This window comes from Nitrospira sp. NS4 (assembly GCF_049546785.1).
GTDB lineage: Bacteria > Nitrospirota > Nitrospiria > Nitrospirales > Nitrospiraceae > Nitrospira_D.
Map to the genome: position 1 here is coordinate 709677 of NZ_JBMWAN010000001.1, position 20452 is coordinate 730128.

A 20452-nucleotide genomic window follows, 5' to 3' on the forward strand; every position below is an offset into this window, starting at 1 on the left:
ACGGCTGCTCCTGCAGCAGCGCCGACACAAACAAGAAAACTACTCGTCATCAAGGGTACGCCTGAAGTACTCAAGACCTACCGTTCCATCGTCGGCAAGGTGCACTTTGCCGATGAGACGAGCAGGCACGCCTGCCATGATAGAGGAGGAAACAACATTTCTTGTCACCACTGCTCCGGCCGCGATAAGGCAATGGTCACCGATGGTCACGCCTTTGCCAATCACGACATGGGAGCCGAGAAAGCAGCAGTCCCCAATCACGATCGGCGCATACTCATAGGCTTGTTTCCCCCCGGATAGCGCCCACTTCACCGAATCGTGGCTTACAAGCTGACACCCGACAGAGATCGAGCAGTTGCGCCCTATCTTGAGCCCACCCGTTCCGTCGAGCGAGGTGAACGGTCCGATCCAGGAGCGCTCCCCGATTTCTACATCTCCTACGATCGAAGCAGAGTTGTAGATCGTAATGGATCGGTTCTCGTGAACCCAGAACTCACCCCGTTCCTTCCAATCAAAAAGATCTTCGTAGAAAGGATTGATCCGCTTGTACTTACGATATGTCTCGCTGCGCAAATAGTGATGCAAATCGCGAAGGTCCTGCCAAAGTTCCTGGAGACGTGGGTTCAAAGCCATGCAAGGTCTCCTTCAAAATCCATCGCTGGACTGAACTGCAACGCCGTTACCGCAGCCTGCCTGATGCCCATGCCGGCCAACCGGGCACGAGCCATCACCTCCCCAACTTTCAGTCCGGCTCCATAAAGCTGCAAGACCGGTCGCGGTCCAAGGACGTAGGGCTGGTAACTCATAAAACCGAATGGCGCGATATGATCCGGCAAAGAGCGTAACCCCGACGCCTTGAGTGCTGGAGCATCCACGTTGCCAGTGATGATCCCGATAGCGGCATCCGGGTTATGAGTTTGGACCGTTTCCAAGCTGAGGTACCCTCCTGGCCCGAGCAGCAATCCCGCGTGCTTGTGCTCCGCGACAAGCATAAAGGGATAGCAGTGGCCTTGCGCCTCGAAGAAATCTGCCAGGTGACGGTAATGGTAATCGCTTTCCTCGGTGGCCGAAAACCAGGCGACTTCTATGCCCGCACCACGAATCTGCCGGACTATGGCGCCGCCTGGATAGGGTGGATTACCTAAGACGAGCACTTTCGATCCATCGAATCCGAGCTCGAACAAGAGCTTCAAGGCAATGAAACCGCAATACGGAACCATGTCGCAGGGAGGAGCGTTCTCCTGAGTGCCGAGGACGAGGATGCCTCGCTGCCTACAAGCAGCGAGGTCGAAATCCTCCGCTCGATACTCCCAAGTTTCCCACATCAGGGGTATGACGGCAGTAGGTTTCAGCGCAGCAACCAGTTCCGCATCAATGGGGCGAACAAAACCGCTGTTGGTCACGATGTCGCTTTGGCTCAGACGCTCTTGGCAGCGCTGTTCGATCACTTGAATGCGGTCAGCTATCCCAAGCGCCCTCGCTGCCTCCATTGTCAATCTACGCACGTCCTCTGCCGATCCATAACGGGAGTCTCTGGTCTGCGCATAGACCATTGCGGCGCCGGCGCAGGCTGCCAGACAAGGCGTGAGCAAATAAGCGCCGGAGGCTGCCTCGGTATAAACTGTGAGCCCGTGAAGGTCCAGGTTAAGCTCTCGGATCAGGCCGTTAAGCAGCGCATGGGCGCGCCGCTTCGAGGTCTCATCCCAACTCGCCCGGGGAGCCCATGCGCCGCACTCCATCTACAAAAACTCCCGCATTACGGCACCGCCTCCAGCCGAGGCGACGATATCGATGGCTTCGTCGAACAGGCTGGCAATCCCAAGTCCTGACTTGATTTGTGCCTGTAAACGCTCCGCTGTTGCCTCGCTCAATGGCCCCGTCCGCCGCTTGACCGCCTCGTACTCTGCGAATGAAACGGTGTTGAGATACACGTGGATTGGATGGAACAGGAAGATCTGCAATCCCGGCAGGTCGCGCAGCCGACTAAAGTCCCAGCAAGGCGATACCTTGCACAACTCGTAGTCATCGCCCCAGATGAATGGTATCCGCTTCAGGACACCTCCGGGAAGCGGTTGTTCCAGTGGACGGATGTATGCCATTTCTGGGAGGAATGTACTGCTATCCACTCTTATAGGCGTATCACGCAAAACGCAAGCGTACAAAGATCCGCTCTGATACACGGAGTGGCTGCGCATGCTGACTGCCTCAGGCACGAGGTGCATACAATGTCGCAGAACCTCTTCGTGCGTACAGCCGTGCGTCGATCCGGGTAAGAAGTTCGGATGGATGCCGAGTTCGAAGAGATCCCTCCGTGCTCGCAGCCGCTCGACTGCCGGGCTGAGATGCGTGATAAACCAGGTGGCTCTGACGGCGTGCGCCTCAAGGCGCTGGGCAACCGCGTCAATGACGCAATCCGGTGCCCAATCAACGTCCAGGGTGAGGCCGAAGCGCTGTTGGCTCATCCGAAACTCTCCTCAACTGCTATTCCGACCCCCCCGCGCCCGTTCTCATTGCCGCTGTAGAGAAGATATCGCCGGCCTTCGTGCATGAAAGTGGCAGGATAGGCCATGCACGCCGAATCCCACCCCTCGCCAGATCGGGCAAGGCCATCGGGCACTCCCAGCTTGCGCCACCGTATACCATCGTCCGAACGCGCCTCGCCCAGACGGTAGCCTCCATGACGGCTGGCTACACAGTACAGGGCACGATAGCCGGCACTCTCGCGCCACACGCATGGTGATGCTATGTTGGTTTCGTCGCCTTCTATGTCGAGTGCCACACGGCCATCCCGCGTCCACTCCCGCCCATTGCGGGATTCAGCGTACTTGATGTGATAAAGGGACAGGTCGTTCTCGAGGCTTTCCCAACCGATGCCCGAGAGGTACCACATTCGCCATCCGGCTCCAGGCTCGTGCAAGACCCAAGGTGTCGACACCATCCAAGGATCGAAAGGCCCACGATCGACCAGCGGACACGGGATGGTCTTCTTGAAGGTCAGCCCAGCATCAACACTCTCGGCAAGTCCGATCGCCATAGAGTACAGCGGCCCACGTCCATTGCTCCGCCCAATGTAATACATCAACAACCTTCCGGATTCATTTACGAGACAGCCAGGATAGACACCATTGTCGTCAAAATGTCCCCAAGGGCCTGGCTCGAGAACCGGATCGGCGCTGAGTTCAAGAATTTTCGTTGGCTCGGCCATATCGAGGACCACGTAACCGATTCGTGGCCTTTGATCTGTATCGCGGGTGCCAAAGTAGACGCGTACCAGCCCTCCACCCAGTACAAGGGGAATGGGACAGGCAGTGTGGCTTGCCATCCAGGGTCGCTGCCCTTCTGCCTTAAAGACCCGCCCTAGTTTTCTCCACCCAGCCATGCCTATTTCTTCACCACCATCGTCCACTCAAATAGTGGATAGTCGTGGAGCAGCGACACGCGACGGGAGTATCGTCTTTTACAAAGGTCAAAGAAATGCAATGGGTCGCCGTAGAACAAATGCGGTTCACGATAGTCGACATAGGTGGATAAGACATTGAAGGCGAACCCTCGACTGCAATATTCGAACAGATTATCGAGTGTCCGTTCGACATGGGCTCGCCATATCTCTTCGGTTTCCTGCAGCCGAACATTGAAGATGCCGCTCGCAAAGCCATAGTCAGCCGTCTTGTCAAGGAATCTGCCATTGAGAAATTGGCCGTGAGGTACACGCGCCCTGGCCTCATCGAGCATTCTTTCGCTGATGTCGTAACCCCGGAACAGCGACACCTTGACGCCCTTTCCGACAAGATAGTCGTAGAACGCACCGTACCCGCATCCGAGATCATTGATGCTGACCGGGTCGCCTCCTTCAATGACCGAAGCAAGCTTGTCAAACCTGAGCCGGTGGGAACCTTCGTCACGCCACCCCACTCCCAGCGGCTTGACCCCGTGCTGTTCCAGGCTATCCTCATATAACTTGGCAATTGGCGTGAGATCGGCATTCTTGTCGTCGTTCATCGGAAAAACCTGCTGCTGTCCTTGGGAAATTTCTTTGTACGCTCCGCGACATACACTTCGCCTGCCGCAGTATCCTTCTGTATCAACACTCCGGGTCCAATAATATTATCGTCGCCAATGGAAATGCTATCGGCTATCGTGGCATTCACACCCACAAAGCAACGATCCCCAACCCTGCAATGCCCCGAGATGACGACATGGCTTGTGATGAAACAATTCGCGCCAATCGAGGTGTGGTGGCCGATGTGATTTCCGCTCCACAAAATTGTGCCGCTCCCGATCTGCACGAAAGGCTGGAGCGTATTGTCTTCGAAGACGAAAGTGTTGTCCCCCAACTGGGTCTCTCCCCAGTGCGTCGTCTTGGAGCAGAGGTAGCTCAAGAGCCTGTATCCTCTGGCGCGCGCCTCGGCGCAGTACTGTTCCCGCAATTGATTGAGCTTTCTGTAGCCGATTGCCACGAACATCTCATGCGACCCGGCAGGAAACTCCTTCGCCACGTCCTCGAATGCGACGACCGGTCGGCCTAGGTAATTCGACTCTTTGACGGATTCGCCGGTAGCCGTGAATGCGACAACTCGGTATGGGCTGTCGTGAGTCAGATAGAAATCGACGACTTCGGCGAGACTGCCAGTTCCAAAAATAATGGCGGGTTTATCCATTTGCCCGCTCTTCGGTCTTGAGGTTTCCAAAAGGGACGACAAAGAAATCCGGATAGGCGCGGAGAAGCTCCGACTTCGTGCAGTTCAGCAGAGCCGGGTCGTTCAACTGGATGAAGTACTGATATGCGTGATCCTGGGCGCCCCACTTGCGCTTGAAACGCCACACGCCCTCTTGGCTTAGCCAGGTTCCTCCCCAGTTCCAGCGAAGGAATCCTTCCCGTGCGGCATCGACCATTGCTTGCGCAAGGATGAGCGCCATGGGCTGACTCTCGCGCTCGTTCGAGACGGTGACCGGCGTGAAGTATTCAACCGTCCGGTTGAAATAGAACAGCAGCAATCCCGAGATCAATGTTCCGTTGCGCTCGGCGATATAGACGCGGTAATCATCACCGGCCGTGAAGTGCTGGGGCACTTTCGCGAAGAAATCGGCGGTCTTCCCCTTGCCACCGATCTCGCCCATGTTTTCCCAGTGGACGTCGCGGATAAAGTCGAGCCGATCGTTGGCGACTAGAACCTTGACGCCGCTTGTCTCCGCCTTGCGGATATTCCGTCGCGCGGAGCCGTCCATCGCAGCCCGCATGGCGGACTCGACGTCTACCTGCCCCCAGTCCAGTGACGTGAACTGCCCGATCCGTTCGTCGACCAGCGTGTGAGCGGGCGGCACATCAGTCCTGCGTAGCGGGTGGCAGACCCATGTCGCGGCCGCCACGCCCGGCGCAGAAGCAAGCTCGTTGTATTTCTCCATAAGCACAGAAGAAGCGTCGGGGAATGTTGCAAGGACGCCTCCGTTACTTCCATAGTACGGAAGCGAGTTCAGGATCCTTCCGTAAGGTCCGTCGCGCCACATGACAGGCAGCACGCCGGTCACCCGTTCACCTTCCCAGGCGAGCCAATATTGGGCTTCACACCCCAACAAGTCCTGCAGAAAGGATTTGTACCGGACAGAGTAATAGAGCAAGGAATCCTCGATCCCAAGCAGGAAAGCATTGTAGGCCGGCTCGTCCTCCGGAACCAAAACAGAAAGCTTCGGCTTCACCGCGAGGCTCCATGTCGCCGTATGCTGTCATCGGCAGCCGTACCCTCTAGGAAGTTTCGGCACCATTCCTCGAAATACACCAGTGACCAGATCAATAGCCGGCGGTTCTGGCGTCCATCGAGGTGTTCGTTGACAAGATGCTGAGTCGCCTTGCGGTCGAAGAACTGATAGATCCTGGGAGAGCCCTGGAACAGAAGCCTGCGAACATAGTCGATGCTCTCGCCACGGAACCAGCTCGCGTCGGGCGCGGAGAACCCCTGCTTCTCCGCCTTTGTTACTGATTCCGGGATGTACCGCTCCATTGCCTTCCTGAGTAACAGTTTCCCATCTCGAGTGCGCTCGAAGTATTTCTTGGTCTTGGCGCCAGGCTCGTTTTCGTTGAGCTCGACAACATGGTCGAGATTGCCGAGCTTCAATCGCACTGGAAGCCGCTGAGCAAAGTCGACCAGCTCGTTGTCCAGGAACGGCACCCGGGTTTCAAGTCCATGCGCCATCGACAGCTTGTCTTCCACCACCAAGAGTCCATGCAGGAACGTCCGAGCTTCGAAATACATGGAGTGCCCCACATAGTCCTCAGGACGGGTAAAGGTTTCTGCATGCTTCTGGAATACATCCCGGAAAATGTCGCGGGTCCAGACATGCTTAACTTCGCTCCATATAGGCGAAAATACCTGCTTAAGTTGGCTGTTCGGAATCAATCGTTGCCAGAACAGATAATACTTGTCGATATAGTGCTCGAAATCGTCGTTGACCACGGCCCGGTAGTACCGCCACGGATACCCCCCGAACAACTCGTCACCACCGGCTCCCGATAACGTTACTTTGACAAACTTGCTGGCAAGCTGCGCGGTATAGAAGTTCGGGTAACTCTGCCCGACGCGCGGCTCTTCAAGATGGCGGACCAGGCGCGGCATGACGCGTTCCATGTCACCGGCCTTGAGCACCATTTCGTAATGCTCGGTCTTGAACAGATATGACATATACTCGGCTTTCTCGCGCTCGTCGAAACCGAGTTCCACGCCCGAGGCGGAATTGAGATCGAAGCCGGTAGTGAATGTTTTGATATAGGGGAGCTGAGTGGCCGCGATCGCCGTTATGGATCCGGAATCCATTCCGCTGCTGAGATATGAGCCCAACTCAACGTCGCTCACCAGTTGACGGTTCACGGCCTGCCGGAAAAGCCGGTCGAGTTCCTCGACATACTCCCGCTCGTCGCGCACGACTTCCGGCTCGGTGAAGTGGTAGTCCCAGTAGCGCGTGGTCGTCGAAGCGCGGTCACCGATACGGATGACCGCGTGACTGCCCTGAGGCAGTAGGATTACGTTCCTATAGAGTGTCCGATCGGTGAAGAAGTTTTGAAAGGTGAAGTATTCCAGAAGCGCCTCGCGATCGAGATCCATGCGATACGCCGGATTCGCGAGAATCGCCTTGATCTCGGAGCCGAACAGCAGGGTGTTTCCTGCAAACGTATAGTACAACGGCTTGATGCCGTACCGGTCCCGCGCGAGGGTCAGGGTCTTCTCCATCTTGTCCCACAGTGCGAAAGCGAACATGCCGTTGAAACGCTCGAGGGCCTTCAGCCCCCATTCAGCAAACGCGTACAATAGAACCTCGGAATCGGTCTTGGAGCGGAACTGGTATCGTAGACTTTCCAGCTCAGTTCGAATCTCCTGAAAATTGTAAATTTCTCCGTTATAGGTAAGTCCATATCGTCCGTCTCGAGTGATCATCGGTTGATGGCCTGCCGGGGACAGATCGATAATGGCCAGGCGCCGATGGCCAAGACCTACCGGGCCTTCAACGTACTGACCTTCGCCATCAGGCCCCCTGTGGGCGATCGCGTCAGTCATACGTTTTAAAAGCACCGGAGATGCTGGTGCACCGTCAAGATGCAATATGCCGGCGATTCCACACATTCGTTTTACCGGAGTTGCCTTAAGGCTGTGACGACGTACTCATAGTCGTCGGGCGCGAGTTTGTTGTGAAGGGGAATAGCCATCGTATTCTGGTCACAATCTCGGGCACCCGGATAATCCTCAGGCCGAAGCCCAAATCGTTGTTGATAGTACTTCAGCATGTGGACGGCATGCGTTCCCGGTCTGGTAGCCACCCCTTGTTGTTGCAGTAGTTCCATCATCCTGTTCCTCGGCATCGGGGCGGTTTGAGGATCAACGTACGTCACACACGCCTGCCACGCATGCCTCCCTTCGCATGGCTCCTCAGGCATTCGCAGCCACGACAAACCTGCGAGATCCTTCCGATACTCCGCCGCCATCTTTGCGCGCTCATCGATAAACCGATCGAGCTTGCCAAGCTGAACCAGGCCGACTGCCCCCTGCAAATCGGTCATCCGGTAGTTAAACCCCAAGAGCTCAAAGTCAGGGAGGAGATAGGGACGCGGCCCTCTATGACGTTCTTCCTCCGAAATAGAAGCCCCATGGTTCCGCATTCTCCTAACCTGTTCGGCACAATCGTCGTCGTTGGTCGTGATCATCCCCCCTTCACCCGTCGTGATCGATTTCCGTGGATGGAAGGAAAAGACTCCTAGTTCTCCCAAAGACCCGGCTGGTCGGCCATGGAATGCGGCGCCCGCCGCACAGGCGGCATCTTCGACGATCGCAATCCCAGGAGGAAGAACTGCCCGCAAGGCATCGATATCCGCACACAGCCCGAAGAGGTGTACCGGGATGACAGCCTTGGTGCGGGGCGTGATCCGACGAGCCACGTCCTTGATATCGATGTTGTACGTCATTCGATCAACATCCACAAACACCGGTGTTCCTCCGCAATACAACACCGCGTTGGCCGTCGCAATCCAGGTAAAAGCCGGCACAATGACCTCGTCGCCTGGTCCAATGTGGAGCGCGGCCAGCGCAAGATGGAGTCCCGTTGTCGCCGAGGTGACGGCAACGGCATGCTTCACTTGATGACGTTGAGCGAACGCCTTTTCAAAGGCAGCGACCTTGGGTCCTTGCGTGAGCCATCCGCTCTCAATCGGCTCCCGCAAAGCCTGCCACTCTTCCTCTCCCAAACTCGGCGTCGCGATCTGAATTTGTCGTCGCTGGCTCATCCTGCCATCCTCACAATCCTGCAGCGGCTCTGCGAGCCGCTACCTCTTCCTTATGGGCCGATCTCCACGCGATCAGTTTCTCCAGTCCCTCACGGAGTTCTACCTTTGCCTCAAACCCTATCTCGGCTTTTGCTCGATTCGGGGAACCAATCCTATTACGAACCAATGTGGCCTGGCTGCGGGGAGCATACTTGATCGGCTGTTTACAGCTTGTGAGGGCCGTGACCATTTCGGCCAGTTCCTTGAGCGACGTTCGCTTGCCAGTCCCGACATTGTAGAACCGGTCGGTCGTTTCAGCTTTCATCGCGCAGACGTTGGCCCGGCCGCAGTCAGCGACCGCGACGAAATCGAAGGCTTCGCTGCCATCCCCGAGAATTGTCGGCCCCTCCCCACGGTCGATGGCGTCCAGCATCTTCATGATAACCGCAATATAAGCCCCACGATAATCCTGCCTGGGACCGTAAACATTCATATATCTCAGCCCGACGAAATCGAGGCCGTATCGATAGTGGAATGACCGCGCCATCGCTTCGCCACAGATTTTTGTGGCGCCATAGAAGTTCTTGTTGTTGAACGGATGGTCTTCGGTCATCGGCTCCTCAACCGCGTCACCATAGACTGAAGCGGATGAAGAGTACACCAGTCGCTTAATCTTGTTTGCGACACAAGCTTCCAGGACATTAAACGTCCCCCGAACGTTCACGTCGAAGGCTGACCGTGGAAACTCATGACATTGGAGAAGCCATAATGCCGCGAAGTGAAACACCCCGTCCATCCCCTTCATGGCGACATCCAAAATGTCCGCCTGACAGATGTCCCCTCCGATGTCAAAGATCTTCACACGCGAATCTTTCAGCGCATCCACGAGATTCTCTTCCGTGCCGCGCACAAAGTTGTCGTAGATCCGGATCTCTGCCACATCCTCTTTGACGAGCTCATCCACTGCGTGTGACCCGATCAGCCCGGCTCCTCCGATTACCAGAACTTTCTTGCCCTTGAGATCCACGTGGCTACTCCTCTCGCAAACACGTTGGGGTTACTACGCTACGCGTAAAATGACGTGACGGCCTCAACCACCTCGGTCTGCTGCGCTGCTGTCAATTCGGGATAGATCGGAATCGCCACAGTGTCTTTGGCGGCACCCTCCGACTCGGGGAAGTCTCCCTCCTTGTAACCGAGATAACGAAAACACTCCTGTAGATGGAACGGAACCGGATAATAAATCTCTGTCCCGATCCCTTTTTGCTTAAGATACGCCATCAGTTCATCCCGCCGCTCGACACGGAGCACGAACTGATTATAAATGTGGTAGTGCTTGGCTCCTGAGTCGCGATAGACCGGGTCAGGCAACCGAACGTTCCCTTTCCGCACCAGTCCGCTCTGCTGAAACAGCGTTTCATAGCGTCGAGCATTTTCCTGGCGCCGCTGCGTCCAGTCATCCAAGTAATTGAGCTTTACATTAAGTACCGCGGCCTGGATCGTATCGAGACGGAAGTTTCCACCAATCATCTTGTGATAGTACTTCGGCTTGCCCCCGTGAACGCGCATGACTTTCATGCGCTCGGCAAGGTCGGCATCGCTCGTGACCACCATCCCTCCATCACCCAGACAGCCAAGGTTCTTGCTCGGAAAGAAGGAGAGGCACCCGACCGTCCCCATGCTGCCGGCCCTCCGGCCATCACGGTACTCCGCGCCGATTGCCTGCGCCGCATCTTCAATGACTTTCAAATTGTGCCGTTGCGCGAGATCAAGAATCGGCCCCATATCTGCGCACTGTCCGTAGAGATGTACCGGAATGATGGCTTTGGTTCTTGCTGTAATCGCTTTGGCGATTTTTGAGGGGTCGATGTTGTATGTCCTGGGGACAATATCGACGAGAACCGGCTTGGCGCCGAGGCGAGCCACCGCTCCCGCAGTCGCAAAAAATGAATAGGGTGTCGTGATTACTTCGTCTCCAGGGCTCACCCCAATAGCCATCAGCGCGAGGAGGAGCGCATCGGTGCCGGACGATACGCCGATTCCATACCTTGTTTGTGAATATGCGGCCACCCGCTCTTCCAACTTCGCCACTTCCGGTCCGAGAATGAACGCCTGACTCCGAAATGTTTGCTCCAGCACCGCCATAATTTCCTTGTGGAGCGGCTCGTGATGCGCTTTCAGATCGAGTAGTGGAACACCCATGAAGATCTCCTTCGGTTTTGCTAGACCGCCTTCATCCCGGCCTTGCCGGATAGATATTGCTTCCCACAGGTCGGGCAGGTCGCCTTTTTGCCCTTGACGAGAAGCTTCACGCCGCAGTGACACATCCAACCCGTGACCCGGCCGGGATTCCCGACGACGAGCGCATGGTCCGGCACATCTTTCGTCACCACCGTGCCGGCTCCAATCAGGGCATACTGCCCGATTGTGATTCCGCAGAGAATCGTTGAGTTCGCCCCCAGTGTCGCGCCTCTTTTCACGAGCGTCTTACGCAATTCATTCATCCTCGGGATCTCGCTCCGGGGATTGAAGACGTTCGTAAACACCATCGAGGGCCCGCAAAAGACATAGTCTTCCAGCGTGACGCCTTCATAGACTGATACGTTATTCTGGATTTTGACTCCGTTGCCGATCATCACGTGAGGACCGATCACCACATTCTGGCCGATCTTGCAGTTCTTACCGATCTGAGATCCCTTGAGAATGTGCGACGTGTGCCAAATGCTTGTGCCCTCGCCAATTTCAACTCCATCATCCACAAACGCTGACTCGTGGGCAAAATACTTTCTCTGCGCCGGCTGGACTTGTAGCTCTTGGCGGTGCGCTTCTTTCTCCAGGGCCTCCTGACAGCGATGCAGCACGGAAAGCACGCGCAGGCCCTCATCCCCACTGGTTCTCGGCGGCGTTCTTGTGGCGACACAATCTAGAAAATGGAGACACTCATTGCGAAGGGGCTCGCCCTGATCAAGTTCAACCACCTGAGCGTCCGCCTTGTTCGCAATTGGAATATTGTTTTTCCAGTCAATGGAGTGCGGGTAGAGCAGTAACTTGTCCTTCTTCTCCATGTCGTCGAACACAGCCATTTTGCGATCACCCACAACGATCAATTTCTGCTCTTTGAACGGGTGTAGCCAAGAGACGAAGATATGCGCCCTGACCCCGCTTGCAAACGACAGGAGACTGATCGTGACATCGGCGATCTGGTGGTGAAGATAGTTCCCTCCTTGCGCCCTGACTGTCTCCGGCATTTCGTTCAGCAGCCCCAGGATGACCGATATATCATGGGGTGCGAACGACCACAGAATGTTTTCTTCTCGCCGAATTTTCCCCAGATTCAGACGATTGGAGTAAATGTATTGGATTTTCCCCAACTCTCCCGCAGCAATGAGGTCCTTCAGTTTGAGCACCGCCGGGTGATACCAGAGGAGATGTCCTACCATCAGGATACGGTCTTTCTTTTTGGCAAGAGCAACAAGCCCCTCCCCTTCCTCAACAGAGAGACAGAGCGGCTTTTCCACGAATACGTCTTTACCGGCCAGCAACGCCTCTCTTACGGCATCTGCGTGCGCCTCCGCCGGCGTCGCGATCGCCACGGCTTGTATCGTCGTATCTCTCAGGACGTCCGAATAAGCGTTGAACATGTTGGCTGAGGGATATTGCTGCTTGAACGACTCCAACCGCTCTGGGTCGCTATCGCAAATAGCTCCCAGCGCGTTCAGGCCATGAAAGTTGCGCACGAGATTTTTCCCCCAATAACCAGCCCCGACCACAGCCACTTGCGGCATTCTTTCACCATGTGCACTAGACATGCTCATCTTCGCCCCTCCAACAAATTCCACTCATTGCGACGTTGCTTTCCTTAGCTTCTGGTAGGTTTCCACTGACATGCCCACGGACAGAAGAAGGGCTAATGAGGTCGATGGATCCCCCTTGCTAGAAATATTAATCCGAGGGTCAGGCAGAAATGACGTCGGCCACATCAATTTCCACCACTGCCGCCTGCTGAATCAGCCGGACTCCGATCACCAATCGATGGCGCTTCTCTTTACGAAGAAGAAGTCCCCGCACGCCTTGCAGTGGACCACGCACCACTTCGACCTGCATGCCTTCGTGGAGATACGGATGAGGGTCGTAGGGCAACACACTGGTCATGAGGGTCTTCAATGCCTCAATCTCCGCGTCGGGAATCGGCTCAGGATGGCGCCCGCTCCCCACAATTTCTACCACGCCCGAAACCTTTTGAACCGGAAGTCTGTCCCGCGGTGAGAACCGGACGAAGCAATAGCCTGAAAAGAGCGGGACTGCGATCTCCTTCCTGCGATCCTTCCACTGACTGAGCCGTTTCACCGTCGGCAGCAACGGCTCAATCCCCTGTTTCTCCAACTGGTCCCGTACCAGTTTCTCATGCCGGGATTTGGTCCGTAGAGCATACCAGTGAGATTGGATTGCGGGATCAGGCACAGCTTCGCCCTCTCACTTACAGTGAACACAAAAAACCGCCTAGAGTCGGCACCTCAGACCAACGGTCCGAAATCGAGGACCTTTCCGTCCGGCACCTGATAGGTCCGCAAGATCTCGCGATGTTCGCGCAACCGATTAAGATCCGCGAGCAAGACGGCATCGAACTCCCAGCCCTTCAAGGCCTCAGGCGTCGAAACCGGATGAGACAGAAAGGTCTCAACCTTGCCGTCGTCAACAAAGCCCACAAGCACCAAATCCATTTCCTTCAGCGAGAGGTAGGCCAGCTCCGCCAATTCGTTCGTCCCGAAAATGACGACCCGCGTTCCACCCTCCTCCGTCATTCGGGACAAGACCTCACGTAGCCGGGCGCGCATCTCCCGGTAGTGGGTCAGAGAATATTGCATATAGAGATAAGTCAGACGGGACTTCTCGGCAAATCCTTGCGGCGTCAGCAGGTAGCGAATCCGGTGAGAAGGAATCGTGGTGACCTTGACGTAGCCCTTCCTCGCGAGTCGCTTGAGATACAAATTTGTCAGACCCAGCGCCACACCTAATTTCGTGGCAAGCGAACGCTGCGTCACCGCACCGTCCCGCTCCAACTCCGTCAGAAGGATAAGATCTCGCTGTCCTTGCAGATTCATGAAAAACTAACGGTCACCAACCAATATGTTCACGATATGAACACAATAAGCAGAGTGAGTCAAGCCAAAACTCCCCAATAGATAGATGTTTCAATCGGTTAGAGGAGCCTCGCCGCCTATTGCCGTCGATAGGATCTACAGATGGAGAATCGAGAGCGGAGCGGTCGATTGAATCACCTGCGCCACCTGCATCGACACGTTGGAAACCGTCAGCCGATCCATGCAATCCCAGTAGGAGCAGGCCTCACCGACGCAGATTTCACAGGTCGGCACATCCGGACGAAGCAGCACGCCGCGGCCAAGCGGCTTCCACCTCGTTGGCAGATTATTACGGCGGGGGTCGAACAGGCTCACATTCGGCACAGCGAGCGCTGCCGCCATATGCGCCGGTCCGGTCGCTCCGGACACGACGACCTGCGACGTGGCAATCAGGCCCATGAGTTCCCGCACCGACAATCGGCCCATGACATTTCTGATTCCTTCGTCGAGGGAGACCCCGTCCAGCACCTCCCGCTGAAATTGAACCCGCTCGGCCTCGCTGCCGGTCAGGATGACCGGGTATCCCTGCCGCGCGAGCAGATTGGCAAGGTCGCGATAGTGTTCCGGCTTCCAGCGGCGGGCCGACACTCCCCCCGGATGGATGATCACCCGCCGCCCCGCCTTGCCCCCCCACTGCCGGTCTCCCTGGGCGCGCTCACTGTCGGTGACCACGAGCCTGGGGCGGCTCGCCTCGATGGGCGTCAGTCCCAGTCCCTTCACCATCCCGACATTGTATTCGGACTCGTGTCTGGCAAACCCGCTCCGATGTTCATTGATCCAGCGATTGGCCAGCACGCTCTGCCAGCGAAACCCCGTGGCAACCCGTATCGGCACCCTGGCCAGCCATGCGGCCCACATCAGGCGTCGAAAGGGCTTAAGAAAAATGACCGCGTCGATCTCACCCGACAACGTCTTGACCAAATCACGCACGGGAGCCTGTAACGAAACAGCCCGCACATAGTCGACGTCGGGATGATGATCAAGCAGCGGCGCGGCAACAGGGCTGGCGAGCAGGCCGATATGGACGCCGGGGATGAGCTCTCGAAGTTGCGCTGCAACCGGAAGGGCCAGCACCAGGTCGCCGATGCCGTCCGGTCTTGCGATCAGTACATTCATCGTGGCGCCACACCGCTCATCTGTTGCACATACGGAGCCGTCGCGATAGCACGGCTCGAAGCCTCTTGAGAAAGATCATCCCGAGGTGAATGTGACAAGCGCATGCACCTGCGCAGAAGACTCGACGCCCCTCTGCCCGTTCAACCGCGCATGGGGCAATGCCTGACGGGATGCAGGGCTAGGAACAGGCCCGCAGGTGCTGATAGAACGATTCCGTCACATCGAGCATCTGTTCGAAGGTGTACCGCTCTTGTATCAACCGGTATCCCTCTTCGGCCACTGTATGTCGAAGCCCCGGATCGCCGACAAACCGCTCGATCGCTCTTGCCAGGCTCACCGGATCACCAGGGGGAACCAGAAGCCCCGTGACGCCATCCCGAATGACCTCAGGAATCCCTCCGACCGCTGTCGCCACCACCGGCCGCTTCATGGCCATGGCCTGCGTGAGCGATTGCGGCATGGCGTCATCCAGAGTGGGCAGGACAAAAATGTCTAGCTCCGCGAGAACCTGCGGCACGTCATTCCGGTGACCGATCATGAAACACGTGCCCGTCAGCCCCGACTCCTCAATCTGCCTGACCAGGCCCGCCCGTTCATGCCCATCGCCCGCGATGACGAACCGCGCATCGGGATAGGCCCGGGACACGAGAGCCGCCGCCGCCACAAACTCACGAATCCCTTTGGCGGCGCGCAGAAACGAGACGACCCCGATAAGCGGCTGCGCAGGCTGTATGCCGAGTTCCTTCCGCAGCACCCCTGACCCGGCGCCCGCCTGAAACACACGAAGATCGACACCGCTGGGAATCGACACGATCCTGTCGGCGTCGAGCCGGAATCGTTCCATCAAATACTCGCGCACCGCCACGCCCGTCGTGATGATCCCGTGGGGAAGGACACGGTACAGCAACCGGTTGAGCGGGGAACGCGACACGGGGGTCACTTTGTGTCTCGTTCTGACGATGACCGGATGCACCGGAGACAAGCGAGCCGCAATCGAAGCGGTCCAGCTGTCGATCGAACCGTGCGTGTTGACGATATCCGGAGCATGGCGGGAGATCAGGCGAAAGCACTCCACGACCAGCGGGCCGAACCGGGACCGCGCAAAGACCAGCGGTTCAACAAGAAGACCCGCCTGCTCGGCCAACGGACGCAACGCGCTGTCAGGACGGAGGGCCAGGATCACCCGATGTCCTCGCGAGGCCATTCCGCGCGCTTCCGCTAACGTGCGAAACTCCTGCCCGCCGAGTCCACCTGAAGGTTCCGTATGCACAATCGTCAGAGGCATGGCGACGATCTCACGGACAAGTCCCCGTCGTATCGTGTACGTTCAGCGTCCATCGCCCTCATAGGTTCCGCCCGACACATAAGCCCGAGCACGAACGGTGCGACCCACAGGAATCGATCTCCACACTCTACCTCCCCAGGCCGCACGATTAGTGATCTGCTCCGCTGGACTCCACCAAAGTCCGCGCCGCAGCCACAACCTGCGCGACCTCGATACCCGTCAGACATTCATATTGGATTGCATTTGAACAAATCCGCCGGTCACAAGGGCTGCACGGCAAGTCAATCCGCACAATCCGATGGCGGTCTCCATACGGACGGGCACGGACGACGCTGGTCGGGCCGAACAATCCCACCACTGGAACCCCCAGCGCAGACGCGAGGTGCAGCGGCGCGGAGTCGTTGGCGAGCAGCAGGGTTGCGCGCCGGAGCATGGCCGCGAGTTCTCTGATGGTCGTCTTGCCTACCAGATCCACAACCCCGGAGGACATCCGCCGCACAAACGGCTGAACAATTTCTCGCTGCCCGGAAGTCCCGAGCACCACCACCTTGACCTGCCACAGAGCGGCCAGCTGCGCGGCAGCCTCGGCAAATCGCTCCAGCGGCCAGCTGCGCACCCGATGACGGTCGACCGGTGCCACGGCGATCATCCGATCCCCAGGACGAATCCCATGATCGCCGAGCATCTGTGTGACCCGGCGATCCTCTTGCGTCAGATCGGGGAAGACGAATCGAGGCCGGGTCACATCGGCGCCGACATGCGCCACGAGCGCCAAATTGCGATCCACGGCATGCACAGGAATCAATCGCCACGCCAGCGATTCCGACCCCGCTAAGACCACCCGATCGGTATAACACCATCGGCTGCCTTCCCGCCCGGCCGCAAACCCGATGCGCACGGAAGCGCCGGTGAGTTGCGTTAACAGGCCGCTTCTCAGCAGGCCTTGAAGATCGATCACGAGATCGTACTGGGCGCGACGCAACCGCGCCACGAGCCGCGGCCAGGAAGGCCAGCGAAGGTCCGCCGCGATCACCTCGTTCAGGTCGGGATGCCCCTCCACAATCTGAGCCCATTCGCGCTTCACCAGCCAGGTGATGTGCGCCTGCGGAAAACGCCGGCGCAATGCCGACAATGCGGGCAGCGCATGGATGATATCCCCGAGAGAACTGGGCTTGATGAGAAGGATGCGCCGGAAGTCAGCCATGATTCAGGACCGTGACAGGTGACGCGCGACAAACGATGCGCGCCGACCGGTAAGAACTCGCCCCCATGAGTGAACGGCTCAGTTTTCTTTGCCCGTCATCCATCGCCAGTCACCGATCACGGGTCTGCGCATCGGCGAGAATCCATCCGGCCGCATCGGAGAGGGAGGACACGGTGACATCGGCCTCCCCTCGTTCCCCATCCTCTTCAGGCGACCCATGGACTTTGGTCTCAACCAGCACCCGCCTGGCGCCGATGCGCCTTGCCAGCTCCATATCCTTGGCATGATCCCCGACGAGATAGGCGCGCGAGAGATCGATGTCCAAGTCCTTCACCGCCTGCTCGACCATTCCGGGCTCGGGCTTTCGGCAATGGCAGGCTTCATCCGGGTGGTGCGGGCAGAAGTAGATGCCCTCAAAGGACACACCCGCCTCGCCGACCAGCCGGCGGAGCTTGGCGTGGATCTGCTCCAGATCGGCAACCGAAAAGTAGCCTCTCCCGATCCCCGACTGATTCGTGACCAGGACCAACCGCGCGCCGGCCCGCGTCAATCTGGCCAGCGCCTCCGGCACACCAGGAAACAGTTCGAACTGCTCCGGGGAACGAATATAGCCCGGGTCCGGATTCAACGTCCCATCGCGGTCTAAAAAGACGGTCACGCCGGCCAGCGGGGCTTGCCCTGCCACAGGCGCGGGATCCGCATGCATACCCTCCCGCCCCTCGCCTCGCGCCCCTTGCCCTGCAAATCGTTTGATCGCCGTTTCATATACCTGCTCCACCGTCACGCCCGTCATGCAGCGATGATCGATGGGACACTCCCGCAGCAGACAAGGCGCGCACTCGACCGGCTGCCGGACAATCCCCTCCTCCTGGCCATAGGGCGCCGTCGTGCGCCAGTCGGTCGGACCGAATACGGCCACAACCGGCACTCCAAACGCCGCCGCAATGTGCATCGGGCCCGTGTCGTTGGTCAGCAGCAGAGCACAGCGCTTCGTGGCTGCCATTAATTCACGAATCGTCGTCCGGCCGGATAACGACAGGGCGCGCACCGCAAGCCGGTCCGCCACCGCCTGCCCCAAGGCCTCCTCGCCTTTGGCCCCCAGGATGATCACGGACACCGTTCGCCCCTGCCGCTGTTCAATCTCCCGGCACCATCTCGCAGCCGTCTCGGCAAATCGTTCAGGGAGCCAGCGTTTGGCTCCGCCATAGGTCGAGCCAGGATTGATCCCGAGGACGAGGTCGGTGGCGGCGATCCCGGCTTCCGCCAACCGGCGATCGATGGCACGCTCTTCGTCGTGAGACAGGGTCAGCATCGGGGAGGCCGGATCGCCGGTGAGCCCCAACGGGCGCAGCAGGTCCCAATAGTAGTGGACCTGGTGGCGAAGAGTGTCCCGATCAGGAACCGCGACAGGATCGGTCAGAAAAAACACCCGCCCGTCGGTGGCATAGCCGTAGCGACGCGGGATGCCGGCCAGCCAGCTGAGCAAGGCGGCCTCGAATGCGTTCTGGAACAGGACGGCAAGGTCGAAATGATGCCGGCGCAAGGTACCGGCCAGCGTCCACTTCCCTGAAAGCCCCGCGTGAGGGCCCTTGTCCTCATACACCAACACCCGATTCAGCCCCGGGTAGGCCACAAAGAGTTCGGCGATCGCCGGCTTGGCGAGCAGCGTCAGCTCGGCCTGAGGGAAAAGCGACCGGAGGCCGCGGAGCGCCGGTTCGCACATCACGGCATCGCCGATCCAATTCGGCGCCCGCACTAAAATGCGGCGAAACGCCGCGTGAGTCGTTGGCCCGGAGGCGCGAGCCCCTGCAATTCGCTCGGTACTCATGATGCCCTGTCCGGATGCTTCACCATTCAATACCCCGAAGCTTCACTCATCGAGCCTGCCCCTACCCCTTGCCTCTTGCCCCTCACCCTGGATCAGCCTGCGCAGCCATTCTTCCCCGCGCACCACATCCGCGCGCAGCCGCAACGCCCACCAGCGGTCATCGGACGACAGCAGCGGCGCGAGTTTCCCGGCATCCTTTTCCGTCGTCAGCACCATCTCCGCCCCGACTCGCTGCACATGCGCCCGGATGCGGATAAGATCCTCCGGCCCATAACCATGGTGATCGATATAGGCCGTCTCGCCGAGCACCTGAATCCCAAGATCCATGGCCAATCGGCGGAAGGCCTCGCTGTTGCCGATCCCGCTGACCAGCCAGGCCTTTTTCCCGACCGCCCAATCGACAGGACGATGTTCTTCCGTCATCACCGACACCATCTCGTCGGATTTGAACCGCACTTCGACCGCCAGCGCTTCGGCAGGAAGGACCCTCTGCAGCCGGCTGCGGACCGCCGACACATCCCGTTCTGAATCGGCGCGAGTAATCACCGCCGCCGTAGCGCGCCGCAGCCCGGTCAACGGCTCACGGAGCCGCCCGGCCGGCAACAGCCCATCCAATCCTGTGGCGTCCATCGCGTCGATCAGCACCAGGTCGCAATCGCGATACAGAGCCCGATGCTGAAACCCGTCGTCAAGAATGACGCAATCTACCGGCTCGTGCCCCAACAACCAGCGGCCCAGCGCCGCACGATCAGCCCCCACGGCCACGACGGCCTTCGGGCAACGGCGCGCAATCAGATACGGCTCGTCTCCTGCTTCGCCCGGCCCTGCCAGCAATCGCCGGCCGTCTGAGACCAGCATGCGAGGGGACGTCGATGCTCGCTTGTATCCCCGGCTGAGTATCGCCACCCGCTGACCCTGCGCCTGCAGCCATTCCGTCAGAAGAATCACCATCGGCGTCTTGCCGGTGCCCCCGACAGTGAGATTCCCCACACTGATCACTCGACAGGGTAACCGGGTTTGCCCGCACCATCCCCGATCATAGGCCCCCATCCGTACTTTGACCACCAGCCCGTACAGAAAGGCCGCCCACCCCAACCAGGCTCGAACCGGAGCCCCAGGTCGCAACAACGCCACG

The 20452-nt window shown here is 58.4% G+C and carries 19 protein-coding genes; all 19 read right to left on the reverse strand.

Going from position 1 to position 20452, the window contains the following annotated elements; translation table 11 throughout:
• Nucleotides 1-39: 39 nt before the first annotated feature.
• The gene (locus ACO9S2_RS03080) at nt 40-633 is read right to left on the reverse strand and encodes an acyltransferase (protein WP_423720395.1); all 594 of its coding nucleotides are present in this window, start codon (nt 631-633) and stop codon (nt 40-42) included.
• Nucleotides 624-1739 (reverse strand): hypothetical protein, encoded by a 1116-nt coding sequence (locus ACO9S2_RS03085; RefSeq protein WP_423720396.1) that lies wholly within the window; start codon nt 1737-1739, stop codon nt 624-626. Before ACO9S2_RS03085 ends, ACO9S2_RS03080 begins: the two co-directional genes overlap by 10 nt.
• Nucleotides 1740-2462 (reverse strand): hypothetical protein, encoded by a 723-nt coding sequence (locus ACO9S2_RS03090; protein WP_423720397.1) that lies wholly within the window; start codon nt 2460-2462, stop codon nt 1740-1742. It lies immediately after the preceding gene.
• Complete coding sequence (locus ACO9S2_RS03095) at nt 2459-3322, reverse strand: hypothetical protein (protein WP_423720399.1); 864 nt, start codon at nt 3320-3322, stop codon at nt 2459-2461. Before ACO9S2_RS03095 ends, ACO9S2_RS03090 begins: the two co-directional genes overlap by 4 nt.
• A 59-nt stretch (nt 3323-3381) precedes the next feature.
• The gene (locus tag ACO9S2_RS03100; protein WP_423720400.1) at nt 3382-3999 is read right to left on the reverse strand and encodes a class I SAM-dependent methyltransferase; all 618 of its coding nucleotides are present in this window, start codon (nt 3997-3999) and stop codon (nt 3382-3384) included.
• Nucleotides 3996-4658: an acetyltransferase gene (locus tag ACO9S2_RS03105; RefSeq protein WP_423720401.1), complete on the reverse strand. Its 663-nt coding sequence runs from the start codon at nt 4656-4658 to the stop codon at nt 3996-3998. Before ACO9S2_RS03105 ends, ACO9S2_RS03100 begins: the two co-directional genes overlap by 4 nt.
• Nucleotides 4651-5694, reverse strand: coding sequence for a GNAT family N-acetyltransferase (locus ACO9S2_RS03110; protein WP_423720403.1), 1044 nt, complete (start codon nt 5692-5694; stop codon nt 4651-4653). Before ACO9S2_RS03110 ends, ACO9S2_RS03105 begins: the two co-directional genes overlap by 8 nt.
• On the reverse strand, nt 5691-7610 hold the full coding sequence (gene asnB / locus ACO9S2_RS03115; protein ID WP_423720404.1) for an asparagine synthase (glutamine-hydrolyzing): 1920 nt from the start codon (nt 7608-7610) through the stop codon (nt 5691-5693). The genes ACO9S2_RS03110 and asnB overlap by 4 nt, the downstream gene beginning before the upstream one ends.
• Before the next feature lie 5 nt (nt 7611-7615).
• Complete coding sequence (locus ACO9S2_RS03120) at nt 7616-8764, reverse strand: DegT/DnrJ/EryC1/StrS family aminotransferase (protein WP_423720405.1); 1149 nt, start codon at nt 8762-8764, stop codon at nt 7616-7618.
• Between the two features lie 10 nt (nt 8765-8774).
• Complete coding sequence (locus ACO9S2_RS03125) at nt 8775-9770, reverse strand: NAD-dependent epimerase/dehydratase family protein (RefSeq protein ID WP_423720406.1); 996 nt, start codon at nt 9768-9770, stop codon at nt 8775-8777.
• Between the two features lie 38 nt (nt 9771-9808).
• Nucleotides 9809-10945, reverse strand: coding sequence for a DegT/DnrJ/EryC1/StrS family aminotransferase (locus ACO9S2_RS03130; RefSeq protein WP_423720407.1), 1137 nt, complete (start codon nt 10943-10945; stop codon nt 9809-9811).
• Between the two features lie 20 nt (nt 10946-10965).
• Nucleotides 10966-12528 carry a Gfo/Idh/MocA family oxidoreductase gene (locus ACO9S2_RS03135; RefSeq protein ID WP_423720408.1) on the reverse strand — a complete coding sequence of 521 codons (1563 nt, stop codon included), beginning with the start codon at nt 12526-12528 and terminating at the stop codon, nt 10966-10968.
• Nucleotides 12529-12697: 169 nt separating this feature from the next.
• Nucleotides 12698-13204: a UpxY family transcription antiterminator gene (locus tag ACO9S2_RS03140; RefSeq protein WP_423720410.1), complete on the reverse strand. Its 507-nt coding sequence runs from the start codon at nt 13202-13204 to the stop codon at nt 12698-12700.
• A 53-nt stretch (nt 13205-13257) separates the two neighbouring features.
• Nucleotides 13258-13845, reverse strand: coding sequence for a winged helix-turn-helix transcriptional regulator (locus ACO9S2_RS03145; RefSeq protein WP_423720411.1), 588 nt, complete (start codon nt 13843-13845; stop codon nt 13258-13260).
• A 135-nt stretch (nt 13846-13980) separates the two neighbouring features.
• Nucleotides 13981-15000 (reverse strand): glycosyltransferase family 9 protein, encoded by a 1020-nt coding sequence (locus tag ACO9S2_RS03150; RefSeq protein WP_423720412.1) that lies wholly within the window; start codon nt 14998-15000, stop codon nt 13981-13983.
• A gap of 178 nt (nt 15001-15178) precedes the next feature.
• Nucleotides 15179-16285 (reverse strand): glycosyltransferase, encoded by a 1107-nt coding sequence (locus ACO9S2_RS03155; protein WP_423720413.1) that lies wholly within the window; start codon nt 16283-16285, stop codon nt 15179-15181.
• Nucleotides 16286-16433: 148 nt separating this feature from the next.
• On the reverse strand, nt 16434-17489 hold the full coding sequence (gene waaF / locus ACO9S2_RS03160) for a lipopolysaccharide heptosyltransferase II (protein ID WP_423720414.1): 1056 nt from the start codon (nt 17487-17489) through the stop codon (nt 16434-16436).
• Nucleotides 17490-17598: 109 nt separating this feature from the next.
• On the reverse strand, nt 17599-19317 hold the full coding sequence (waaF, locus tag ACO9S2_RS03165) for a lipopolysaccharide heptosyltransferase II (protein WP_423720415.1): 1719 nt from the start codon (nt 19315-19317) through the stop codon (nt 17599-17601).
• A 42-nt stretch (nt 19318-19359) separates the two neighbouring features.
• The gene (lpxK, locus tag ACO9S2_RS03170; protein ID WP_423720416.1) at nt 19360-20451 is read right to left on the reverse strand and encodes a tetraacyldisaccharide 4'-kinase; all 1092 of its coding nucleotides are present in this window, start codon (nt 20449-20451) and stop codon (nt 19360-19362) included.
• Nucleotide 20452: the final 1 nt, after the last annotated feature.

Excerpts from the sequence above, each read along its gene's own strand:
- ACO9S2_RS03080 (WP_423720395.1), bottom strand. The coding sequence starts at position 633 with ATGGCTTTGAACCCACGTCTCCAGGAACTTTGGCAGGACCTTCGCGAT.
- ACO9S2_RS03085 (WP_423720396.1), bottom strand. The coding sequence starts at position 1,739 with ATGGAGTGCGGCGCATGGGCTCCCCGGGCGAGTTGGGATGAGACCTCG.
- ACO9S2_RS03090 (WP_423720397.1), bottom strand. The coding sequence starts at position 2,462 with ATGAGCCAACAGCGCTTCGGCCTCACCCTGGACGTTGATTGGGCACCG.
- ACO9S2_RS03095 (WP_423720399.1), bottom strand. The coding sequence starts at position 3,322 with ATGGCAAGCCACACTGCCTGTCCCATTCCCCTTGTACTGGGTGGAGGG.
- ACO9S2_RS03100 (WP_423720400.1), bottom strand. The coding sequence starts at position 3,999 with ATGAACGACGACAAGAATGCCGATCTCACGCCAATTGCCAAGTTATAT.
- ACO9S2_RS03105 (WP_423720401.1), bottom strand. The coding sequence starts at position 4,658 with ATGGATAAACCCGCCATTATTTTTGGAACTGGCAGTCTCGCCGAAGTC.
- asnB (WP_423720404.1), bottom strand. The coding sequence starts at position 7,610 with ATGTGTGGAATCGCCGGCATATTGCATCTTGACGGTGCACCAGCATCT.
- ACO9S2_RS03120 (WP_423720405.1), bottom strand. The coding sequence starts at position 8,764 with ATGAGCCAGCGACGACAAATTCAGATCGCGACGCCGAGTTTGGGAGAG.
- ACO9S2_RS03130 (WP_423720407.1), bottom strand. The coding sequence starts at position 10,945 with ATGGGTGTTCCACTACTCGATCTGAAAGCGCATCACGAGCCGCTCCAC.
- ACO9S2_RS03135 (WP_423720408.1), bottom strand. The coding sequence starts at position 12,528 with ATGCCGCAAGTGGCTGTGGTCGGGGCTGGTTATTGGGGGAAAAATCTC.
- ACO9S2_RS03145 (WP_423720411.1), bottom strand. The coding sequence starts at position 13,845 with ATGAATCTGCAAGGACAGCGAGATCTTATCCTTCTGACGGAGTTGGAG.
- ACO9S2_RS03150 (WP_423720412.1), bottom strand. The coding sequence starts at position 15,000 with ATGAATGTACTGATCGCAAGACCGGACGGCATCGGCGACCTGGTGCTG.
- ACO9S2_RS03155 (WP_423720413.1), bottom strand. The coding sequence starts at position 16,285 with ATGCCTCTGACGATTGTGCATACGGAACCTTCAGGTGGACTCGGCGGG.
- waaF (WP_423720414.1), bottom strand. The coding sequence starts at position 17,489 with ATGGCTGACTTCCGGCGCATCCTTCTCATCAAGCCCAGTTCTCTCGGG.
- waaF (WP_423720415.1), bottom strand. The coding sequence starts at position 19,317 with ATGAGTACCGAGCGAATTGCAGGGGCTCGCGCCTCCGGGCCAACGACT.